General features: G+C 43.6%; 16 protein-coding genes and 1 tRNA gene. 10 read left to right on the top strand and 7 right to left on the bottom strand.

The genetic code is table 11. The features are described from left to right. The 10 genes from ACVBIU_RS17420 (at position 1) to gloA (ending at position 9,927) form a co-directional block, all read left to right on the top strand. Positions 1-76: transfer RNA gene (locus ACVBIU_RS17420), tRNA-Asn, on the top strand. A 185-nt stretch (positions 77-261) separates the two neighbouring features. Then, positions 262-2,178 (top strand): EAL domain-containing protein, encoded by a 1,917-nt coding sequence (locus ACVBIU_RS17415; protein ID WP_447164387.1) that lies wholly within the window; start codon positions 262-264, stop codon positions 2,176-2,178. A gap of 108 nt (positions 2,179-2,286) precedes the next feature. Next, the gene (gene rsxA / locus ACVBIU_RS17410; protein ID WP_012277028.1) at positions 2,287-2,865 is read left to right on the top strand and encodes an electron transport complex subunit RsxA; all 579 of its coding nucleotides are present in this window, start codon (positions 2,287-2,289) and stop codon (positions 2,863-2,865) included. A 2-nt stretch (positions 2,866-2,867) separates the two neighbouring features. Continuing rightward, complete coding sequence (gene rsxB, locus ACVBIU_RS17405) at positions 2,868-3,437, top strand: electron transport complex subunit RsxB (protein ID WP_447159818.1); 570 nt, start codon at positions 2,868-2,870, stop codon at positions 3,435-3,437. Continuing rightward, positions 3,431-5,980 (top strand): electron transport complex subunit RsxC, encoded by a 2,550-nt coding sequence (gene rsxC / locus ACVBIU_RS17400; RefSeq protein ID WP_447164388.1) that lies wholly within the window; start codon positions 3,431-3,433, stop codon positions 5,978-5,980. Before rsxB ends, rsxC begins: the two co-directional genes overlap by 7 nt. 3 nt (positions 5,981-5,983) lie before the next feature. Then, a complete protein-coding gene (gene rsxD / locus ACVBIU_RS17395) occupies positions 5,984-7,036 on the top strand; it encodes an electron transport complex subunit RsxD (protein ID WP_447164389.1) in 1,053 nt (350 codons plus the stop codon). 18 nt (positions 7,037-7,054) lie between these two features. Continuing rightward, a complete protein-coding gene (gene rsxG, locus ACVBIU_RS17390) occupies positions 7,055-7,693 on the top strand; it encodes an electron transport complex subunit RsxG (RefSeq protein ID WP_447164390.1) in 639 nt (212 codons plus the stop codon). Next, a complete protein-coding gene (locus ACVBIU_RS17385) occupies positions 7,686-8,381 on the top strand; it encodes an electron transport complex subunit E (protein ID WP_447159822.1) in 696 nt (231 codons plus the stop codon). Before rsxG ends, ACVBIU_RS17385 begins: the two co-directional genes overlap by 8 nt. Before the next feature lie 130 nt (positions 8,382-8,511). Further along, a complete protein-coding gene (gene nth / locus ACVBIU_RS17380) occupies positions 8,512-9,153 on the top strand; it encodes an endonuclease III (RefSeq protein WP_447159823.1) in 642 nt (213 codons plus the stop codon). Between the two features lie 363 nt (positions 9,154-9,516). Further along, positions 9,517-9,927 carry a lactoylglutathione lyase gene (gene gloA / locus ACVBIU_RS17375; RefSeq protein ID WP_447159824.1) on the top strand — a complete coding sequence of 137 codons (411 nt, stop codon included), beginning with the start codon at positions 9,517-9,519 and terminating at the stop codon, positions 9,925-9,927. A gap of 65 nt (positions 9,928-9,992) precedes the next feature. On the opposite strand, the gene ACVBIU_RS17370 is transcribed toward gloA, so the two are convergent. The 7 genes from ACVBIU_RS17370 to ACVBIU_RS17340 form a co-directional block, all read right to left on the bottom strand. Continuing rightward, positions 9,993-12,545: a TonB-dependent receptor gene (locus ACVBIU_RS17370; protein ID WP_447164391.1), complete on the bottom strand. Its 2,553-nt coding sequence runs from the start codon at positions 12,543-12,545 to the stop codon at positions 9,993-9,995. Positions 12,546-13,513: 968 nt separating this feature from the next. Beyond that, on the bottom strand, positions 13,514-14,527 hold the full coding sequence (gene ruvB / locus ACVBIU_RS17365; RefSeq protein WP_447159826.1) for a Holliday junction branch migration DNA helicase RuvB: 1,014 nt from the start codon (positions 14,525-14,527) through the stop codon (positions 13,514-13,516). A 9-nt stretch (positions 14,528-14,536) separates the two neighbouring features. Beyond that, positions 14,537-15,154 (bottom strand): Holliday junction branch migration protein RuvA, encoded by a 618-nt coding sequence (gene ruvA, locus ACVBIU_RS17360; RefSeq protein ID WP_447159827.1) that lies wholly within the window; start codon positions 15,152-15,154, stop codon positions 14,537-14,539. Next, positions 15,151-15,672: a crossover junction endodeoxyribonuclease RuvC gene (gene ruvC, locus ACVBIU_RS17355; RefSeq protein ID WP_447159828.1), complete on the bottom strand. Its 522-nt coding sequence runs from the start codon at positions 15,670-15,672 to the stop codon at positions 15,151-15,153. Before ruvC ends, ruvA begins: the two co-directional genes overlap by 4 nt. 7 nt (positions 15,673-15,679) lie before the next feature. Next, complete coding sequence (locus ACVBIU_RS17350) at positions 15,680-16,423, bottom strand: YebC/PmpR family DNA-binding transcriptional regulator (RefSeq protein ID WP_447159829.1); 744 nt, start codon at positions 16,421-16,423, stop codon at positions 15,680-15,682. 262 nt (positions 16,424-16,685) lie between these two features. Further along, the gene (gene aspS / locus ACVBIU_RS17345) at positions 16,686-18,479 is read right to left on the bottom strand and encodes an aspartate--tRNA ligase (RefSeq protein WP_447159830.1); all 1,794 of its coding nucleotides are present in this window, start codon (positions 18,477-18,479) and stop codon (positions 16,686-16,688) included. Between the two features lie 169 nt (positions 18,480-18,648). Then, on the bottom strand, positions 18,649-21,459 hold the full coding sequence (locus ACVBIU_RS17340) for a transporter substrate-binding domain-containing protein (protein WP_447164392.1): 2,811 nt from the start codon (positions 21,457-21,459) through the stop codon (positions 18,649-18,651). Positions 21,460-21,571 lie beyond the last annotated feature (112 nt).

Below are 21,571 nucleotides of genomic sequence, written 5' to 3'. Positions count from 1 at the left end.
TCCCCTGTAGTTCAGTTGGTAGAACGGCGGACTGTTAATCCGTATGTCACTGGTTCGAGTCCAGTCTGGGGAGCCAACCTTTTCACCTCTTGCTTCAACTCTATTTTTTCAGCACTCTTTCTTCACCACTCAGTTTTCAACACTTTAAAACTCCCAAATAAATCCACTGCAATAAATCTGCAAATCTGTTTATAATGCTTTCAACTAAACCTGTATAACTCAAACTATTACGAGTTATTGATCGCGTTGAATGGATTCTTTATGACAACCTCTAAACTTTTCCAGTTGTTTTTAGTTTTACTTTTTTTAGCGCTTAGCTTTTTTAGTTATCAACATGAAAAACAAAGCTTAATGGCCCAGACTCACATAACCCTCGAGCAATATGCCACTAGCATTAAGCAACACAAACAGTGGCAAGGAAACGGTCAAACACTCTACAACTTGCTAAAACAACAATTTAGCTTCCAATTTTTTCAATATATCGACAAATCAGATAGCAGTAATAATTTCACCAAGGGCCAACTCGTGCTTAAGGAGAAAACCGATCTAACTCAATTATTCGCTATTGATTCTGCTTACACTCAGGCGCTTGATGCTGGGCGACTGCAGGTAAAACTGTCAAATGTGACTCCGATAGACAACACCGTGACCCAGTTTACGCATCACCTCATTATTATTTGGGGGACGTTTTTACTAATTAGTTTGACTCATTTACTGTTGAGCATAAGACAGAAAAAAACGATCGCCTATATTTGCAGCCATATTGACAATTTAGCTAAACTTTCTTTCAATGCCATCGAGCAATCCCGTATAAAAGGTGAATTTAAAAGCGTCGGATTAACGCTGGACAAAAGTAAACAGCAGTTAAAAGCCAGAATCGATGAATTTCATGAAGCTCATGAACAATTATGCAAAACGGCCTTTCAAGACCCCATTACCGGTTTTGGCACTCGGGCCCGTTTTACTGAAAAACTTGATGAAATCTGTAAACCCGAACGTAAAGAGCTCGGTATATTGGTCGTTATTAGAGCCACAGAGCTCGCCTCAATGAATCAGATGCATGGAAGAGAAGCTGGTGATGATTATCTTGCTCGTATAGCAGACGAGATCAGGCGGGCGTTGAGTGATAATCCACAAGCACAGTTTTATCGGATCGCTACTGCCGATTTTGCTATCGTGATTGCCGATGTAGGCATTAAACAAGCCACCGAATTAGCAGAAATACTCAAGACGGCATTTAAAGAATATCAACAACAACTTGGAACACCATCTATTGGTCATATTGGTTTAGTGCCCTATCTTCAAGATAGCGACCCAGTGTCTTTAATGACCCTCGCTGACACGGCTGTTAGTATTGCACAAACCTTAGGCCCTAACTGTTATCATCTTCAAGAAAAATTAACCGGTGGCGAGCTTTTTGGTGAGAGTCGCTGGAAAGTGGCTATTAATGACCTATTACGACGCAAAGCAATTAAATTTTACATACAAGCTATACGCCCATGTAGAAACGATGTCGAATCTTACCGAGAGTTACTATCACGATTTTATAATAGCCAAGGTAAACTTTTACCTACGACAACCGTTATAGCAATGGCTGAGCGCCACGGTATGAGCGAAGAGATAGATAAACTCGTCGTCCTTAATACCATGCGCATACTGCTTACTCATCCTAACCTTAGTGGACTTATCGGCATCAACATCAGTGCAGCATCAGCCACCAATAAAGCCTTTGTTTCTTGGCTAAAAACCATCTTGAGTAGACAGAGGCAAATTGCAGCACGATTGGTGTTTGAAGTTAACGAATCAGGAATGCAAACAAACTTGAGTGCGACCTATCACTTTATCAATGAACTGCACAGTGTTGGCTCACGGATATCGATTGAGCGCTTTGGTTTAGGCTTTACCTCATTTAAATTCTTTAAAGAGGTCCGCCCTGACTTTATTAAATTAGATCATAGTTATACCCAAGGGATCAGCCAAGACCAGCATAATAAGTTCTTTGTAAAAATGATTATTGATATTGCTCGAAAGCTCAGCATTCGAGTAATAGCGACCGGTGTAGAGAAACAAGAAGACAAATTGATCATGGAGCAACTGCTCATCGATGGCTTACAGGGCTACTATATTGCCAAACCCACCCCATTTATGCAGGGCGAGGATATGAAAGAGCAAGCTTGATATTGGTTATTTATAAGGCAAACTTTTTAACCTTGCTTTCTATGTGTTGTTAATACCTAAGGAAAAGCCGATAATAGCTGTAATTCTGTCTAACAAAATTGATTCGAGATGAGTGAATATCTCCTTTTATTGATTGGCACTGTGCTAGTCAATAATTTCGTATTAGTAAAATTTCTTGGTTTATGCCCATTTATGGGTGTGTCTAGCAAACTTGAGTCAGCCATTGGCATGTCAATGGCGACCACTTTTGTACTAACCTTGGCCTCAATACTGAGTTACTTAGTCAATCAGTACCTTTTGCTGCCTTTTGACTTAGGCTATTTGCGCACTATGAGCTTTATTTTAGTGATCGCTGTGGTCGTACAGTTCACCGAGATGTTAGTGCAAAAAACCAGTGCGTCTTTGCATCGAGCGTTAGGCATTTACTTACCGCTTATCACTACAAACTGTGCAGTTCTCGGTGTTGCTCTGCTTAATATCAATGAAAAACATGGCTTTATTGAATCTGCTATTTTTGGATTCGGCGCAGCTGTGGGCTTTTCACTGGTATTGGTTCTTTTCTCAGCCATGAGAGAACGCCTTGCCGCTGCCGATGTCCCGACACCGTTCAAGGGGGGCGCAATCGCAATGGTCACAGCAGGACTTATGTCCCTCGCCTTTATGGGATTCACAGGGTTGGTTAAATAAACATGTCAGGTATTGTCATCGCTATTGTTGTACTAACAATACTCGCGCTAGTCTTTGGTGTTCTACTGGGATTTGCCGCTGAAAAATTCAAAGTTGAAGGTAACCCGCTTACAGATCAAGTCGAAGCATTATTGCCTCAAACACAATGCGGCCAATGTGGTTACCCTGGCTGCCGCCCTTATGCTGAAGCCATCGCTAATGGGGATAAAATCAATAAGTGTCCGCCGGGTGGAACGGCCACCATGGAGAAACTTGCCGACTTAATGGGTGTCGATCCTGAGCCTCTCAACGCGACTAATGAAGTGCAAGTAAAAAAAGTTGCCTACATCCGTGAAGAGGAGTGTATTGGCTGTACTAAGTGTATTCAAGCTTGTCCTGTCGATGCCATTCTTGGCTCTGGCAAGTTAATGCATACCGTCATTACAGACTATTGCACAGGTTGCGATCTATGCGTTGCACCTTGCCCTGTTGATTGTATTGACATGCTACCAGTAGAACAAACGACCAAAACTTGGGATTGGCAGCTTAATGCGATCCCCGTAAAACAGTTGCAAGAGGATAAGCCGTGTTAACTTTATTAGAGCAAATTGATAAAGGTACGCTTTGGCGCTCACATGGTGGCGTTCATCCTCCAGAGTTGAAAATATTATCTAACACCAGCCCTATTGGACAACTGCCACTCGCCAGCCAATACATTTTGCCACTAACCCAAGTTGGTGACAGTGCACTCTTGGCCATCAAGGTTGGCGATCGAGTCTTAAAAGGTCAACCTCTGACCACAGGAACCAGCTTTGCGTACAGTCCTGTGCATGCACCGACTTCTGGTACTGTCACAGATATTAAGCCAATGCCAAGTAATCATGCATCCGGTATTAGTGTTCTGAGCTGTATTATCGAAGCTGATGGCCTAGACGCAGCAGTTGAGGTAACCTCAGCCGAACCCGATAAGCTAACAAATCAACAGATCCTGCACAAAATCCAACAGGCTGGTATCGCAGGTCTTGGCGGCGCCGCATTCCCCACTCATATCAAGCTGAGCCCGGCAAGTGAGATTGAACTCGTTATTATCAATGGTATTGAATGCGAACCTTACATCACTTCCGATGACCGTTTAATGCGCGAGCATAGTGATGAGATCTTTTCTGGCATTACTATTATCGAAAAGCTTCTTAAACCTAAACGGATTATTATCGCTATTGAAGATAATAAACCTGAGGCTATCGAGGCGATGCAACATGCGCTTAATCGCAGCACGATGGCAACAGATAGCACCAGAATCACTTCCGTTCCCACCAAGTATCCATCCGGTGGTGAAAAACAGTTAATTCAAATTCTAACTGGCCAAGAAGTACCATCAGGTGCTATTCCTGCCCAGCTCGGTATGTTGGTGCAGAATGTCGGTACTGCTTATGCTATTCATGATGCCGTCATTAATGGCCATGCGCTAACCAGCCGAGTGGTGACCGTAACCGGACTTAATAGCCAAACGCCAGGTAACTATTGGATACCAGTGGGTACGCCGATAAAGCACATTCTTGACTCACTGGGTTTTAATGGCGACTTAGATAGCGATAAAATTATTATTGGCGGTCCTATGATGGGGCACGCATTACCTAACGTACAGGCTCCTGTTTTAAAGGGAACCAACTGCATCCTTCTTCCAAGTAATGAAGAGATAGCAGATGACGCGGTAGAAAAACCTTGTATTCGCTGTGGAGAGTGCGCAGTTGCCTGCCCCGCTCTTTTATTACCGCAACAACTATTCTGGCACGCCAAAGCCGAAGAATATGACAAGGCAGCCAGTTTTAACCTGCATGATTGTATCGAATGCGGTTGCTGCAGCTTTGTATGCCCAAGCGATATTCCACTGGTCGAATATTACCGTGTTGCAAAGTCCGCATTACGTACTCAAACCGAAGAAAAGAAACAAGCTGATTTTGCTAAGCAACGTTTCGAAGCGAGATTACAACGCTTAGAAGAAGAAAAGTTAGCCCGTGAAGCCAAGGCAAAAGAAGCGGCCGAGCGACGCAAAGGTGGGATGACGAATACAGACAAGAATGCAGTAGCGGAAGCTATGGCACGAATAAAAGCCAAAAAGGCTGCAGAAACAATGCAAGCCAGTACCTCAACGCCAGTCGATGACAAAGCGTTGGCTGAAGACAAAACGTTAATCGATAAAAAAGCGCAGGTGGCTGCGGCTATAGCCCGTGCTAAAGCTAAAAAAGACAAACCAAGCTCTGACACATCGGTATCAGCAGAGTCACAAAATGAGTCACAAGATGGGTCCTCGCGTTTATTAAACGACAAGCAGGCCCAAGTTGCAGCCGCGATAGCGCGCGCTAAAGCGAAGAAAGCCGCACAATCAGATTCTAGCTCTCAGGCGAGTACTATTGCCACTGACGAAAGTGATGCGTCCTCTGTCGCTGTTACAGGTGGCAACGATGACAAAAAGGCAAAAATTGCCGCTGCCGTCGCTCGCGCTAAAGCGAGGAAAGCCGCACAAACAGATACTGGCTCTGGCTCTGACTTAGGTTCTAGCTTGAACTCTGGCTCAGCTCAGGGCTCTGAAGCGACTGCTGATGTTGCCGCTTCCCCTGTAGAAAGTGACGTTCCTGTTGTCGCAGATACTGGTGCCAAGGATGACAAAAAGGCAAAAATTGCCGCTGCCATCGCTCGCGCTAAAGCGAGAAAAGCCGCTCAATCGGATACTGGCTCAGACTCTGACTTAGGTTCTAGCTTGAACTCTGGCTCAGCTCAGGGCTCTGAAGCCACTGCTGATGTTGCTGCCACGGTCGAAAGTGATATGCCCTTTGTCGCAGATACTGGTGCCAAGGATGACAAAAAGGCAAAAATTGCCGCTGCCATCGCTCGCGCTAAAGCGAAGAAGACGGCTTTAAATGCGGCAGAACCGCTGGCAATGCTTGAGGCAGAAATCCAGCAAGTAACAAATACACCAGAGACTGTTATGGAGGGAGATGTTGATACTAAGCCCGCAACAGTTCAAGAAAAGCAACAAGATATGACGCCTGAACAACGTAAAAAAGAGCGTATTGCCGCCACTATTGCGAAGGCAAAAGCCAAAAAAGCTCAAGCACAATTGCAGGAAAAGGAATAAACCATGGCGTTTAAGTTAGCCTCATCACCTCATTTAAAGGTACAGCTACAAACCCAGACCGTAATGCGCCGAGTGATTTTATGTGCGCTACCGGGTATTGCGACCCAGTGTTATTTCTTTGGCTGGGGCGTGTTAATCCAAGTGATGTTGGCAGTCGTAGTTGCACTCGCTGCTGAAGCCGCTGTATTAAACTTGCGAAAAAGAGCCGTACTCCCGACGATTAGTGATAATAGCGCTGTATTAACCGCAGTGTTAATTGGTGTTGCAATTCCATCTATTGCACCTTGGTGGATCGTCGTCATCGGCACTTTATTTGCTATTGTTCTTGTTAAACAGCTCTATGGTGGCCTTGGGCAAAATATTTTCAACCCCGCTATGGCTGCCTATGTCATGCTGCTAATCTCATTTCCTGTGCAGATGACAAGTTGGTCAATCCCAACCGCTATTGCGCAAAACCCTATGGATTTAGGGCTAACCCTGCAAGCTATTTTTGGCTCTATGTCTGCAGAGCAGTTAAATGTTTATAAGCTAGGTTTTGATGGTCTTGCGATGGCAACGCCGCTTGACACGGTAAAAACAGATTTAGCGCTTGGCTTAACCATGTCTGAAAGCCTTGGGAAATCGGTATTCTTTGACGGCTTTGGGGTCGGTTGGTTCTGGGTCAATATGGCCTATCTTGCTGGCGGTTTAGTGATGTTAAAACTAAAGGTGATCCGTTGGCATATCAGTGTGGCTATTTTAGGCTCACTCTTTGTCTGCAGCAGTTTTGGCTATCTGTTAAGTCCCGACACGCATGTAGGGCCATTGATGCAGCTGTTTTCTGGTGCCACCATGATTGCCGCATTTTTTATTGCGACCGATCCAGTCACTGCTGCGACAAGTGTACGTGGCAGACTCATTTTCGGTGCGCTTATTGGCGTGCTCGTTTATGTGATTCGAACCTTTGGCGGCTACCCCGATGCTTTTGCTTTTGCCGTACTACTCGCTAACCTTTGTGCACCATTTATTGACTACTACGTCAAACCTCGCACCTATGGCCACCGTACTGGCAACTGAGTATAAAGAGAGTTTACTTTGAAAAAATCTATGTTAAAAAACGGTTTATTACTCGGTCTATTTGCTCTTCTATGTACTGGGCTAGTGGCTGTTGTCAACCAATTTACCTTTGATAAAATTAAGCAGCAAGAGCAAATTGAACTCGCTCGAGTGTTACATCAAATCGTTCCTGATGAAATCCACGATAATGAACTCACGGCACATTGTATTTTGCTCAAGTCCGCTGAATTCTTAGGAACAAGTGATGCCCTACCCGCTTATATCGCGACTAAAAACGATCAAGGTGTGGCGATCGCTATCGAAGCCATTGCCCCAGATGGCTATAACGGAAATATTCGAATTATTATTGGCATTAGTCATACAGGTGAAGTGCTAGGGGTACGAACTCTCTCTCACCAGGAAACACCAGGGCTTGGTGACAAGATAGAGCTGAGGAAGTCTGAATGGGTAAAATCATTCGACGGATTGCAGCTATTATCAGACAAAGACAAGCGTTGGAATGTCAAAAAAGATGGCGGTGAGATAGATCAATTTACCGGTGCAACCATTACGCCGCGCGCTTATGTTAAAGCCGTCAAAAAAGCCGTGCAGTATTTTAATGCCCATAAAGCACAACTGTTATCAGCGCCAGCTAATTGTGAGGTTGGAAATGAGTGATTACAAAGAACTCGCCAGACAAGGCCTGTGGAAAAATAACCCAGGACTGGTTCAATTATTAGGGCTTTGCCCCCTACTTGCGGTAACCGCAACGTTGACCAATGCCTTAGGCCTGGGGTTAGCGACGATGTTAGTACTAATAGGCTCTAATATCCTCGTTTCTCTTGTACGTGATTTTGTCCCTAAAGAGATCCGTATTCCTGTTTTTGTGATGATAATTGCCGCTCTTGTTACCACAGTGCAGTTACTGATCAATGCCTATGCCTATGGGCTATATCTATCGTTAGGTATTTTCTTACCGCTTATCGTTACTAATTGCGTCATTATTGGCCGCGCCGAGGCATTTGCCTCGCGTAATAACGTAGCGAAATCTGCATTTGATGGATTAATGATGGGGCTAGGTTTTACACTTGTTCTTTGCATATTAGGCGCAAGTCGCGAGATCTTAGGTCAAGGCACGCTATTTTATGGTGCAGATCAGTTGTTAGGTGAATGGGCTAAATCATTAACTATTCAAATTTGGCAGGTAGATACCAGCTTCTTATTAGCAATGTTACCACCAGGGGCATTTATTGGTATGGGATTATTGATTGCACTTAAAAATGTCATCGACCAACACTTGGCATCTAAGCAACCTCAAACAGAGCCAGAAGCCCCAACTCGTGCTCGGATCACCAAAGTCAGTTAGCCCTAATATTACAAATATCGATATTACGAGTATTGATAAAACGAGATTTAGTATAAATGTAGTGTCTGCACTTGATAGTAACGGCGCTTACAAACGAGATAATAACAACAATTATTACGGATAATGGATAATGAACGCTGAAAAACGTCGCTTAATTCTGGAACGGTTACGAGCCAATAACCCCCACCCAGAAACTGAACTCAACTTCTCAAGCCCATTTGAACTGCTAGTTGCAGTTACATTATCCGCTCAGGCCACCGATGTCAGTGTCAACAAAGCCACTGACAAACTGTTTCCCGTTGCCAATACCGCCAAAGCCATTGCTGATTTAGGTGTTGAAGGGCTTAAACCGTACATAAAAACTATCGGCTTGTATAACAACAAAGCGATTAACGTGGTTAAGGCCTGTGAAATACTGGTCGAAAAATACAATGGCGAAGTGCCTGAAGACAGAGAAGCACTAGAATCGCTTCCTGGCGTTGGCAGAAAAACGGCTAATGTTGTACTTAATACTGCTTTTGGCTGGCCTACCATCGCTGTAGACACCCATATTGATAGGGTTTCGAATCGCACTAAGTTTGCTATGGGTAAGAACGTAGTTGAGGTTGAGAAAAAGCTGTTAAAAGTGGTCCCAGCTGAATTTAAAGTCGATGTGCACCACTGGCTTATTCTGCATGGACGTTATACATGTATTGCGCGTAAACCACGCTGTGGAAGTTGTATAATTGAAGATCTGTGTGAATTTAAAGATAAAGTCTACCCAGAAGAGTAAGAATACGTTCTATAACACTGATTAAAAATAAAAGTTTAAAACAAAAAAGCCGCTATATGCGGCTTTTTTAATTCAATATCTTAGAACATGCAGATGAAGAAAATAGATAAAGTCACTGCAATAATCGCGCTTAGAGCAAGCGACATTTTTAGTTCGGTTTGCATCAAAATCTCCTTAATTGTCTATTTGCATAATATAAGAAAAATGAGACTTTCTCAGTCTAATTTAAACGTTTTGTGATCTAGATACTGACTAAAAAAATTGATCTCGCTCAATATTTCTAAAAAGTATTTAATCACCTTTTTAGAACTCAATAATAACCGATATACTTGGAACATAAAAACCTTAACCCTAGGACATAAAATGGCACAATTACTACACACCATGCTTCGCGTAGGAAATCTAGATCGCAGTATTGAATTTTACACCAACATTTTAGGCATGAAATTACTCAGACAAAGCGAAAACAGCGAATATAAGTACACCTTGGCTTTTGTCGGCTATGACGACGAGTCTACAGGTAGCGCGGTTATAGAGTTAACTTATAACTGGGGCACTGAAACTTACGATCACGGTAATGCATTTGGCCATATTGCGATTGGTGAAGAGGATATCTATGCTCGCTGTGAAGCGATTCGCGCAGCTGGCGGAAAAGTCATTAGGCCTGCAGGCCCTGTTGCTGGCGGCAGTACTGAAATTGCGTTTGTAGAAGATCCTGACGGCTATAAGATTGAATTTATTCAGATGAGTTCAGCGCAGAAAGGTTTAGGTTAAGCGGTATTTATGACAATAAAAAAGCGCCTTTCGGCGCTTTTTTTAGATCAAATAGCGAGTGCTATTTAGAAGTTCATGGTTACACCAGCAAAGAATGTACGACCGATAACGTCGTATACTTCAGGTACTGTACCGCCGTCACTGCCGTTAGAGACTTTTGATGGCTCTTCATCAGTAAAGTTCTTAACACCTGCCGTTAACATCCAAGCATCGTTGATGAAGTATGATGCTGATAGGTTGTGATAAAGAACTGAATCAACTTTTTCACCGTTTCCTAAGTCATCCATTTCACCGATATAACGGTTAAAGTACATTACACTCCAATCGTCTTGGCCCGCTTTAATACTGAAGTTGTTACGAATTTCAGAATAAGCACCGAAGTTACCGTCGATTGTACCAGTATAATCAATACCGTCTTGCTCAAAGTTCAGCAAGTAAGTGGTATCGTTGCTAACTACCCAGTCAAGGTTCAACGCTTCAAAATTATACGCTAGGTTAAAGTCAAGACCGCTCGTGTCCTGGAATCCAACGTTCGTTAGTGAGTTAGTCAGGTTAGTCAAATCACCATTTGCGCCAATGTTAAAGGTTTCACACGCTTTACCATCCCCCTGACCTGCAGTTTGATAAGCATGACACTCGTTTAGACCTGCTTGCGTATCAAGGCGGGTAATCGCGTTTTTGACTTTAAAGCGCCAGTAATCAAGAGTTAGCGACAATCCTTCAACATAGCTTGGCGAGTAAACTAAACCAGCAGTGTAAGATTCAGACTCTTCAGGCTGTAGATCTTCATCAGATGTACGGTTAACTAAAATCTGTGGGTCTTGCTCTTGCTCCCATGGATCTTTTAGGTAATCGAATGAACCTGAGTTACCACCATATAGCTCGCTAACACTTGGCGCACGGAAACCTGTTGCAGCTACAGTACGAAGCATTAAGTCATCAGTTGCGGCATAAGTAAGACCAATCTTCCAAGTCGATGCGTTACCAAATGTTGAGTAATCATCAAAGCGTAGTGCGAACTCACCGGTTAGCTTATCAGTAAACGGTACGCTCACTTCTTGGAATACAGAGATAACGTTGTAGCTACCATCAGTTGGATCTTGCTGCGCGGCAGTACTTTCACCGGCAACAACAATTGGGTCTGGATTGAAATAGCCACTCTCATAGCGGTATTCTGCACCGATGGCAAATGCAACAGCACCTGCGTCTAGGTCAAATAGCTCGCCATTAAGACCTGCAGAGAACACATGCTGCTCGTTACCACCATCAGATTCTTGATCATATGAAACACTGTTTAGCAGTTCTTGGTCGGTCATAGGCTGACCCGTCATCCAAGGATCTTGATCAGCATAGATAGCATCAGCCATCAAGTTAGCGTTGATTGAGTTCTCTACTGCGGTATCCGCTTTGTTGTTACCGTAGGTATAAGACGCATCCCAGTTCATGCCAGTATTGATATCTAACGAGCCTTCAAGGCCAGCTGAAACACGCCATGTATCTGTATCTTGAGTGTAGACACGGGGGCCTACGTCGTTCATACGCTTTCTGTAGTTAACTTGACCTTTATCATTAGCAACAATTCCACCAGCAACCATCTCATCGGTTAGATTCATGCAACCTGGATCTTCCGCTCCATCTTCAATTTCGTAGCCTGAACCACATACATTTAGATCTAGATTTGCTGGTTGAGGCGCTAACTGTTGGTTTGACTTTCGCTTGGTGTATAAAATATCACCGGTCATTACGATGTCATCAGTTAGCTCTTGGGTCATGTTAGCGAATAAGCTGTAACGCTTACTTGGAGTCTGATAAAAACTGTCTTGGGTATAGTCGTAACCTTCTTCACGAGCGACCCAGTTGCCATCTTTATCTTTAACCTTACCGCCTAAAGAGCCATTTGGAATAAATGAGCTTGCACCTGGATCTGTCCAGTCACGGTCTGACTGGATGACACCTTTACGCTCAGAATATGCGGCACCAAATGTGTAGTTACCAGTATCGGTATTGAAACCGTAAAGTGCGCTTATCTCACCGTTTTCACCGTCACTCTTATCGGTCATGCCGCCTTGGACATCAACTTGAAAACCTTCAAAATCTTTCTTGGTGATGATGTTAACAACACCAGCAATCGCGTCTGAACCGTAAACTGCAGATGCGCCATCTTTTAAAATTTCTACGCGGGCAATCATTGCGACAGGGATAGCGTTAAGATCAACAGCACTATCGGCACCTGAACCAGAATTCACCATACGACGGCCGTTCAACAATACTAGTGTACGTTGCGAGCCCATACCACGTAGATCAACCTGTGCTACGCCGCCTGCTCCATTGTTTGTGCTTGAACCAACTGCAGCACCCGCCATAGATGTTTGCGCTTGAAGTAACTCATCAACAGTTGTAAAACCTTCAGCACGAATTTCAGCAGCATTAATCACAGTCACAGGAGATGCTGTTTCCATGTCTTGACGTTGAATACGGGAGCCGGTAACTGCAATGCGTTCTACATCGGCACCAGCTTCTTCAGCAAAGGCTGTATTTGATACGGTAAATGCGCTGGTAGAAACCGAAGCGATTAAACCAAACTTAATCGCAGAGGCCAATTTAGATGGTCTGTTCATTATGTAGTACTCCCTAAACCTAATTATTTTTATATATACGTCATTTGTTATTCCTGACGTTGATATGGATACTGCAATTTCACGTTTATGCCGTCAATCCAGCAATTCATTAACCATTCGCTATATTCTGTTAAAAAAAATAGCAATAAAGGTAACGTTAATTTTTCACACACCTATTTTACAATGTGACATTCGTCACGCAGCAGTACAATCAGCTGGAATATAATGGATATACAGAGGAACACTCCAAAATGCGCGTAACCATTCGGCAACACAGCGGATACCATTAAGTGTGACGCACGTCACACTTTTAAGGTGATATCTTTAGTAAGTACAGGTGGGTTAATGCGATTTTTTAGAAGTTGCTCATGTTTTTCCTAGTCAATCTAGGTTAGTACTCAGCTCTTGTTCAGCATCAAATTGCACACAATTGAGATAATGTGAATATATGTAACAATTCTAAATACCTGATATTCACAAGGCAACGCAATCAAATCACACTTTGAAACCTCAGTCTCATTGATCCCTGCTCAGTACAAATTCAGTACAAATAGAGTTCGCATCTTGGTACGCCGTTTGCGGATGAAGCTTAGTCTTATGATGTTGGATGTTGGATATTTGGTGTTAGTCACTGGATACAGGAATTCACCTAGCAGGTGATAAATGATGAGGATGGTAAGAGAAAGTGAGGCAGTTGATAGAAAGAAACTAGGCGAAACAGGCCGATAATAGTGTGTACCACTTAAGCCTTCTGGATTGAAACAGACTAACGTGCAAGACAAAACTATTTACTGGTACTGATTTACCGGTACAACATTACAGGTATAGGAGTTTTTGAGGAGCAACAATCTTTGCTCCTCTTACGCTATGCTCTATGCACTATGCACTATGCACTATGCACTATGCTCTATGCTCTATGCTCAGTGCTCAGTGCCGCTTAAGCTTGATAACATCACAAACCGATTGCTTTAAGCATCAGGTTTAATGATATTAAAGTGGTTATAAGCTCTTGGTGTTGCGATTCTGCCTCTTGGCGTTCTTTGTATAAAGCCTTGCTGGATAAGGAATGGTTCAAGGACATCCTCAATGGTTTCTCGCTCTTCGCCAATGGCTGCAGCGAGGTTATCTAGGCCAACAGGCCCCCCCATAAATTTGTCGATAATCGCCAACAACAGTTTTCTGTCCATATAGTCAAAACCTTCAGCATCGACATCTAACATGTCCAGCGCAGCTTCTGCAATCACTTTAGTGACATCACCGCTATGTTTAACCTCGGCAAAATCTCGAACTCGTCTAAGTAAACGATTGGCAATACGCGGCGTACCACGGGAGCGTCGCGCAATTTCTACAGCGCCTTCGTCGTCGATGTCAAGATCCATGACTTTCGCTGAGCGTGCCACGATACTGGACAGATCTTTGACGTTATAAAACTCAAGCCTTAGCGGAATGCCAAATCGTGCTCTTAACGGCGAGGTTAACGCGCCTGCTCGTGTTGTCGCGCCAACTAAGGTAAAAGGCGGTAAGTCTAATTTAATCGAACGCGCAGCGGGGCCTTCACCTATCATGATATCCAGCTGATAATCTTCCATTGCTGGATATAAAATCTCTTCTACGACGGGGCTTAAACGGTGGATTTCATCGATAAATAACACATCATTTGGCTCAAGGTTTGTCAGCAATGCTGCTAAGTCGCCTGCTTTTTCAAGTACGGGTCCAGAGGTTGACTTGATATTCACGCCCATTTCATTGGCAACAATCATCGCCAATGTCGTTTTACCGAGTCCTGGTGGGCCGTAAATCAACATATGATCTAACGCTTCGCCGCGTTTTTGAGCCGCTTCAATAAAGATTTTTAATTGTGCACGAGTATCATCTTGCCCAGTATACTCATCCAACATCTTAGGCCGCATCGCACGATCAACCGCTTCAATTTCATCGCGCTCTATTATATTGGGTTGTATGAGTCGGTCAGCTTCAATCATCTATATTCCTTAAAGCATCGATTTCAATGCAGATTTAATCAGCGTCTCTGAACTCATGCCATCGGTATAAACCGATGACACCGCTTTACTCGCCTGTGCAGGTTTATAACCCAAAGACAGTAATGCTGCGATAGCGTCCTCTTCTGCTGTATTGACCACTACTGGCGCCTTGTAATTCGATTGCAACATAAACTCACGCTCTGAGCCTACAGAAGCTTCCATCAAGCTCTTTAATTTATCGCGCATTTCAACTAATAAGCGCTCTGCCGTTTTCTTACCCACACCCGGTAATTTTACCAGTGTGGCTATATCGTCACGTTCAACACAGACAACAAATTCACCCGCGGTCATACCCGACAAAATTGTTAATGCTAATTTAGGGCCGACACCGTTTGCCTTAATCAATAATCTAAATAGACTTCTTTCTTGTTTAGATACAAAACCATAGAGTAACTGCGCATCTTCTCTTACAATAAAGTGAGTATAAATAACCGCTTCTTGACCCAGTTCAGGCAGCTCAAAAAAACTGGTGAGCGGCATTTGGATCTCATACCCTACTCCAGAGACATCAACTAGCACCTCAGGTGCTTGTTTCTCAATTAATAATCCGCGTATACGACCTATCATTTATATCGTCCATATGTTCTTACACTGGCTCTGCCGCTAAGGGCGGCCAAACTTTGGCTAGTATGATAATGACACACTGCCACACCAAGCGCATCAGCCGCATCTGCTTGCGGCGCACTGGGCAGTTTCAGTAATTGCTGGATCATGTGCTGCACTTGTGATTTTTGCGCACGGCCAGTTCCGACCACTGCACTTTTAATCTGAGTTGCGCTATATTCGGCTACAGGTAAATTAGCTGCAGTTGCCGCAACGATTGCAGCGCCACGAGCTTGTCCGAGTTTGAGCGCTGAATCGGCATTTTTTGCCATAAACACCCGCTCAATAGCAAACTCGTCAGGCTGGTATTGTCTAATAATCTCGGACAAACCATCAAAAATTTGTTTCAAACGAATAGGGAGTTCATCAGAACTCGTTCGAATACAACCACTGCCAACATAAACTTGCTGTCGACCGACGCATTTAATGACGCCGTAACCTGTGATGCGGGATCCCGGATCGACCCCTAAAATTATTGCCATATAGGTTTTATTCCAGACCTTCCATCACTTCGTCAGAAATTTCTGCGTTATGATAAACTTCTTGTACATCATCATGATCTTCTAAGTTGTCGATTAAGCGTAAGAACTTTGGCGCAGTACTCGCATCTAAGTCCGCTTTGGTTGAAGGAACCATGGTCACTTCAGCATTAATTGACTCTAAGCCTGCAGCATCGAGGGCATCTTTGACGCGGCCAAAATCTTCAGGCGACATCAGTACGTCAATAGAGCCATCTTCATGGGTCACAACATCTTCAGCACCCGCTTCTAATGCGGCGTCCATGATTGTGTCTTCATCGACTCCTTCATAAGAGATGATCCCCTTTTTATCAAAAAGGTAGGCGACTGAGCCATCTGTGCCTAAGTTGCCGCCAGACTTACTAAACGCATTGCGCACACCAGACACGGTGCGGTTCTTATTGTCGGTCATTGTTTCCACCAGCACCGCAGTGCCGCCAGGCCCATAACCTTCGTAGATAATTGTTTCTAATACTTGGCCATCAAGCTCACCGGCTCCGCGCTTAATAGCCCGTTCAACAGTGTCGCGAGTCATGTTGTTTGATAGCGATTTATCAATGGCTGCGCGTAAGCGTGGATTAGAATCAGGATCTGAACCACCTTCTCGGGCAGCAACCGTTAATTCTCGAATAAACTTGGTGAACAATTTTCCGCGCTTTGCATCTTGTGCCGCTTTGCGGTGCTTAATGTTTGCCCATTTACTATGTCCTGCCATGTCTATCTCCTCAATTCATTCCTATACCCAAACAACCTATTCCACCCAACGACGCATATGTATTTCACGATCAACAAAGTGACTTTAGTATTAGTGCTTTTAGCATTAGTTAATTGTATTAGTGTTTTTTGTAGCTAGTGTCTTTTTGTATTGGTGACTCTAGTATTCGTAACTCTAGAATTAATGTCTTTATTTTAAAGTGGCTTGGGTATATTTAATCGAAAAAAAAGCCGAGTCTTAACTCGGCTCTTATGACGCTGTATTATTCAGCGTCTTTTGTGTCTTCTTTGGATTCTGCTTCTACAACACTGACGCCAAGTTCAGCTAACTGCACCGGATTTGCAAATCCTGGCGCGTTCGTTAACGGACAAGCCGCTGTCGTTGTTTTCGGGAATGCCATCACATCACGAATTGAGCTCGCACCAGTCATCAACATGATGATACGGTCAAGACCGAATGCTAGACCCGCGTGTGGTGGTGTACCGTAGCGCAATGCTTCAAGTAAGAAGCCAAACTTCTCGCTCGCTTCTTCGTCATTAATACCTAGAATTCTAAATACCGCAGACTGCATTTTGCTATCGTGAATACGAACTGAACCGCCACCTAGCTCACAGCCATTTAGTACCATGTCGTATGCATCAGAGATAGCAGCGATTGGATTCGCTTCTAGCTCTTCAGGAGTCATGTTACTTGGGGCTGTAAATGGGTGGTGCATTGCATGCAGCCCGCCATCAGATGTGCGCTCAAACATTGGGAAGTCAACAACCCAAAGTGGCTTCCACTCGCCTTGTAGCAAGTCAAAATCTTCACCCGCTTTTAGACGCAGTGCGCCCATCGCTTCTGCAACGATATTGGCTTTATCTGCACCAAATAGAATTAGATCGCCAGTTTGTGCGCCAGTGCGCTCAAGTAAGGCCTTAACCACATCTTCGCTTAGGAACTTAAGGACTGGAGATTGAATACCTTCCATACCTTTATCAAGATCATTAACCTTCATCCAAGCTAGACCTTTCGCGCCATAAATAGTGGCATACTTAGCGTATTCATCTAATTGCTTGCGTGAAAGCTTAGCGCCGCCAGGAATACTTAGTACTGCAACGCGACCTTCTGGATCATTTGCTGGGCCGTTAAATACCGCAAACTCGACTTCTTTAACGATGTCTGCAACATCAATAAGCTCAAGAGGGTTACGAAGATCGGGCTTATCTGAACCGAAACGACGCATCGCTTCTTCAAATGTCATTTTAGGAAACTCGCCTAAATCAACATTCAATAGCTCTTGGAATAAACCACGAACCATCTCTTCAGTCTTATCCATCACCTGAGTAGAGGTCATGAACGACGTTTCGATATCGATTTGAGTAAATTCTGGCTGACGGTCAGCACGTAAGTCTTCATCACGGAAACACTTAACGATTTGGTAGTAACGGTCAAAACCAGACATCATCAACAACTGCTTAAATAGTTGTGGTGATTGTGGCAGTGCAAAAAATTGACCTTTGTAAGTACGACTTGGTACTAAGTAGTCACGTGCACCTTCTGGTGTCGCTTTAGTTAAGATAGGTGTTTCAATATCTAAGAAACCGTTACCATCTAAAAAGCGTCTTACAGCACTGGTCACTTTAGAGCGGAACACTATACGGTCAGCCATTTCTGGGCGACGCAAATCTAAGTAACGGTACTTAAGACGTTGCTCTTCAGTGTTGTGCTGGTTTTTGTCCATGTTGATTGGCAATGGCGCAGAGCTGTTTAAAACAGTTAGCTCTAGACCTAAAATCTCAATCTCACCAGTACGCATATCTGCGTTAATCTGGCTATCAGGTCTTGCTCTTACAAGGCCTTTAATCTGAACACAAAATTCGCTGCGTAGTGTGCTTGCAACATCAAACACTTCAGGAAGGTCTGGATCATAAACAACCTGAACGATGCCTTCTCTATCACGAAGATCGAGAAAAACAACGCCGCCTAAATCTCGGCTGCGATTAACCCAACCCACTAGGGTCACTTCTTGACCTACGTGAGACTTATTGACGTCTCCACAATAATGACTGCGCATTTAACTCTTCCTTTATTCCGCAAAGCGATGTTTGAGGTTCTGGTTCAAAACAAGACAAAAGCGGCATTATAGAGAAATATTGCCGTTTTCCAAATAACTTCTCGACTAGTCGGCTAACTATCAAGCAATTTCAATTAAAAATTAATAAGTTCAGCGTATCTTAGCAAAACTAGCAGCTTCTATATGCCCCGCCGCCCGCATTTTTTGCACGATACATCCGTGTGTCCGCGGTTTTTAATAGCGCATCAATGCAATCGCCATCGTTTGGATAGATGGCAACACCAATACTGGCCGATGCAGATACGACTTGCTGATTAATAACAAATGGCTCTGACAAACTATTTAATAAATTATCAGCCACATCGCCAACCGACTCAAAGTCTTTAATTTCATTTAAAATGATAACAAACTCATCCCCGCCCAATCGGCCAACGGTATCCGAGCGGCGGATCCCTTTAATTAAAACCTTGCTAACATGCACTAAGTACTCATCGCCAGCATGATGACCCAAGCTGTCATTCACTTGCTTAAAGCCATCTAAGTCGATAAAGATCACCGCAAACTGTGCCGTGTCCCTTCTATGCATTAAAATCGCTTGCTCTAGTCTATCTTCAAGCAAACTCCGGTTGGGTAACTGGGTCAAACTATCGTGTTTAGCAAAGTGTGCCATTTTATTCTCAGCATCGATGCGTCTTGCTATTTCCTTGCGTAAACGTCGATTAGCTAATAATGCAGCAATAACAACGAGTGATAAAATAACGAAGACTACAATACCTAGCTTTAATCTATTTTCATACTCTTCACGGCCAAACTCAACCGTCTGAGACACCCATTTTTGATGGATTTGCTGTTGCCTCGTTGTATCAATGTTAGCCAAAACAGCATTGACTAATGGCAGCAGGGCCTTTTTACTATTGTGCACACCGATATGACTTCTCTGTTCTGCAAAGTCGACTAACATCGACATCTTCAAACTTGCAAACTTACCGCCTCGTATATTACTGCCCAGGTTAACGACCTTATCAATAAACACATCAGCCTGACCCTGACTAACAGCACTTAAACCCGCATCAATATCAGGCACTAAGATTAATTTCAGGCTAGGATACTTTCTCATTAATTCGCCAACAATATGGTAGCCTTCAATAACGGCGATTCGTTGACCGGTAAGCTCATTCAAACTAAAAATACTCACGCTATTTAATGATGTGACTAATCCCCAAGGTGAAGGCCAATAAGAATCTGAAAAGCCAAGTTGGTATTCACGCTCAGGGGTTATGGCGACACTGCCAGCCATATCAACGCTGCCTGAGACGAGCGCATCGAGCAGGCTTTGCCACTCATCGAACGCGATAGGCTCAATATTCAAGCCAAGTTCCTCACCAATAATACCAATAACATCACTGTTAATGCCGGCGTACTGACCCTCTTCGATAAATTCCATGGGATGCCAGTTTCGTAAAAAACCCACTTTAACGCTGCCTAATTCCTCGACTAAATTCTGCTGTTCGGCGGTCAAGTTTATCTGCATCTGCTGATTGTTATATATTCTATCTTCTGGGTTTAGCATCCACTTTCGTTCAATATCGGCTAACTCGACATTCGACATTTGCAAAAAACCAGCAGCGATACGCTCTGAAAACCCCACATCGCCACTTCGATTTAACACATATAAGTTGGTTTTAAATTCAAGGCCTGCATATTGATGAAAAAGCTCCCAACTCTGATTGAGTAATAGATAATGTTGTGTCCATGCTCCCGCTGCAACGAAGGCGGAGACATCGCCCTGCTTTGCCGCTTCTATCATGTCATCTACAGAAGAGAAATATCGAATATTGGTGTCAGGAAGGGCATCAATTAGCTCCTGTAAATATGGCGATGTCGGCGAGACCGCCACAACCTGACCTTTTAATTCGTCCAAGTTTTGTAAAGGTGTCTGAAAAGAAAATAAACGGCTAGTGACGCTATATATCTTATGGGCATGATTTAGGCCTGTTTGCATTGTCTCGCTTTCTGGATAGCCTAACTGCACATCCGCAATACCGCGTTTTACATTATCTATGCTCTGTTTCATGCTCCCCGGGACGAATCGGATCGGTAATCCCGTTTTCTCAGACCATAGTTTCCAGATATCCACCAGCAACCCATGTGGCAAGCCATCTGTGCCGATATCGGCATAAGGGCCTACTCCAGTTTGCATAGCGATAACAATATCATTTTGATAGCGCTTCTCCCCTAGCCATTGATGAGTATACTGCTCAATAAGCTCAGGTTTTATCAAAGCAAATCCATCCGCCACTTTAGCCGCTAACGCATGATTGGCTTTGTTAAATGTAGGATAAAAAGACAACTCAGAGATAGCCTTACGGTTTTCGATTGGAAACTTTATCGATATGGCATTATTAATTTGGCTTTCTCGCAAAAAGCCTTCTAAGCCAACAAATACCAGCACCTCTTCGGTCATTACGGCCTTAAGTAAATCGGTACGACTTTCAAAATATCGAAATGTTAGGTTAGGCTCTTGCTGCTTTAAAATCTCTATTTGTGCAGCACCGGCAACTACACCAATTTTATAAGGTCGAAGGTCTGCTAATGTTTGTGCCTTAGGTAACTGGTAATTGACATAGAGGAAACTATTTACACTGGTGATTTTAGGGGAAAAAGTAAACTCTTGCTCTCTGCTAACCGTTTTTGCCATACCTATATGTAAGTCCGCAGTCCCCTGCTTAATACTCTCGACGGAGTCTACCCAGTCAGTCGGTTTAAACACCACTTTGGTATTGGTTTGCCTCGACCACTCCAACCAGATATCAACTAACAGCCCACTAGGCTGGTTATTTTCATCGGTAAACTGAAACGGATAAGTGTCATTACTCATCGCAATGATAAGTGATTTAGTCTCTCTAACCGAGTCTGAATAAGCCGGAAATGTGACAAACATCGTCGCCATGGCGAGCAACATACAAGTGATAGTTTTCAATTACATTTCCCAAAAAGGTTAAATTTATGAGTGCATTTTGTTTAATTAGTGCTATTAGACAAAATTTTATGAGTAAATTCCAGTACTAGTCTTGCTGCTTACTGACATGATT

The organism is Shewanella sp. 30m-14 (assembly GCF_052977125.1).
The sequence above is the reverse complement of the archived record's forward strand: the minus strand, read 5'-3'. Positions and strand labels throughout refer to the sequence as shown.

Excerpts from the sequence above, each read along its gene's own strand:
- ACVBIU_RS17415 (WP_447164387.1), top strand. The coding sequence starts at position 262 with ATGACAACCTCTAAACTTTTCCAGTTGTTTTTAGTTTTACTTTTTTTA.
- rsxA (WP_012277028.1), top strand. The coding sequence starts at position 2,287 with ATGAGTGAATATCTCCTTTTATTGATTGGCACTGTGCTAGTCAATAAT.
- rsxB (WP_447159818.1), top strand. The coding sequence starts at position 2,868 with ATGTCAGGTATTGTCATCGCTATTGTTGTACTAACAATACTCGCGCTA.
- rsxD (WP_447164389.1), top strand. The coding sequence starts at position 5,984 with ATGGCGTTTAAGTTAGCCTCATCACCTCATTTAAAGGTACAGCTACAA.
- ACVBIU_RS17385 (WP_447159822.1), top strand. The coding sequence starts at position 7,686 with ATGAGTGATTACAAAGAACTCGCCAGACAAGGCCTGTGGAAAAATAAC.
- nth (WP_447159823.1), top strand. The coding sequence starts at position 8,512 with ATGAACGCTGAAAAACGTCGCTTAATTCTGGAACGGTTACGAGCCAAT.
- gloA (WP_447159824.1), top strand. The coding sequence starts at position 9,517 with ATGGCACAATTACTACACACCATGCTTCGCGTAGGAAATCTAGATCGC.
- ACVBIU_RS17370 (WP_447164391.1), bottom strand. The coding sequence starts at position 12,545 with ATGAACAGACCATCTAAATTGGCCTCTGCGATTAAGTTTGGTTTAATC.
- ruvB (WP_447159826.1), bottom strand. The coding sequence starts at position 14,527 with ATGATTGAAGCTGACCGACTCATACAACCCAATATAATAGAGCGCGAT.
- ruvA (WP_447159827.1), bottom strand. The coding sequence starts at position 15,154 with ATGATAGGTCGTATACGCGGATTATTAATTGAGAAACAAGCACCTGAG.
- ruvC (WP_447159828.1), bottom strand. The coding sequence starts at position 15,672 with ATGGCAATAATTTTAGGGGTCGATCCGGGATCCCGCATCACAGGTTAC.
- ACVBIU_RS17350 (WP_447159829.1), bottom strand. The coding sequence starts at position 16,423 with ATGGCAGGACATAGTAAATGGGCAAACATTAAGCACCGCAAAGCGGCA.
- aspS (WP_447159830.1), bottom strand. The coding sequence starts at position 18,479 with ATGCGCAGTCATTATTGTGGAGACGTCAATAAGTCTCACGTAGGTCAA.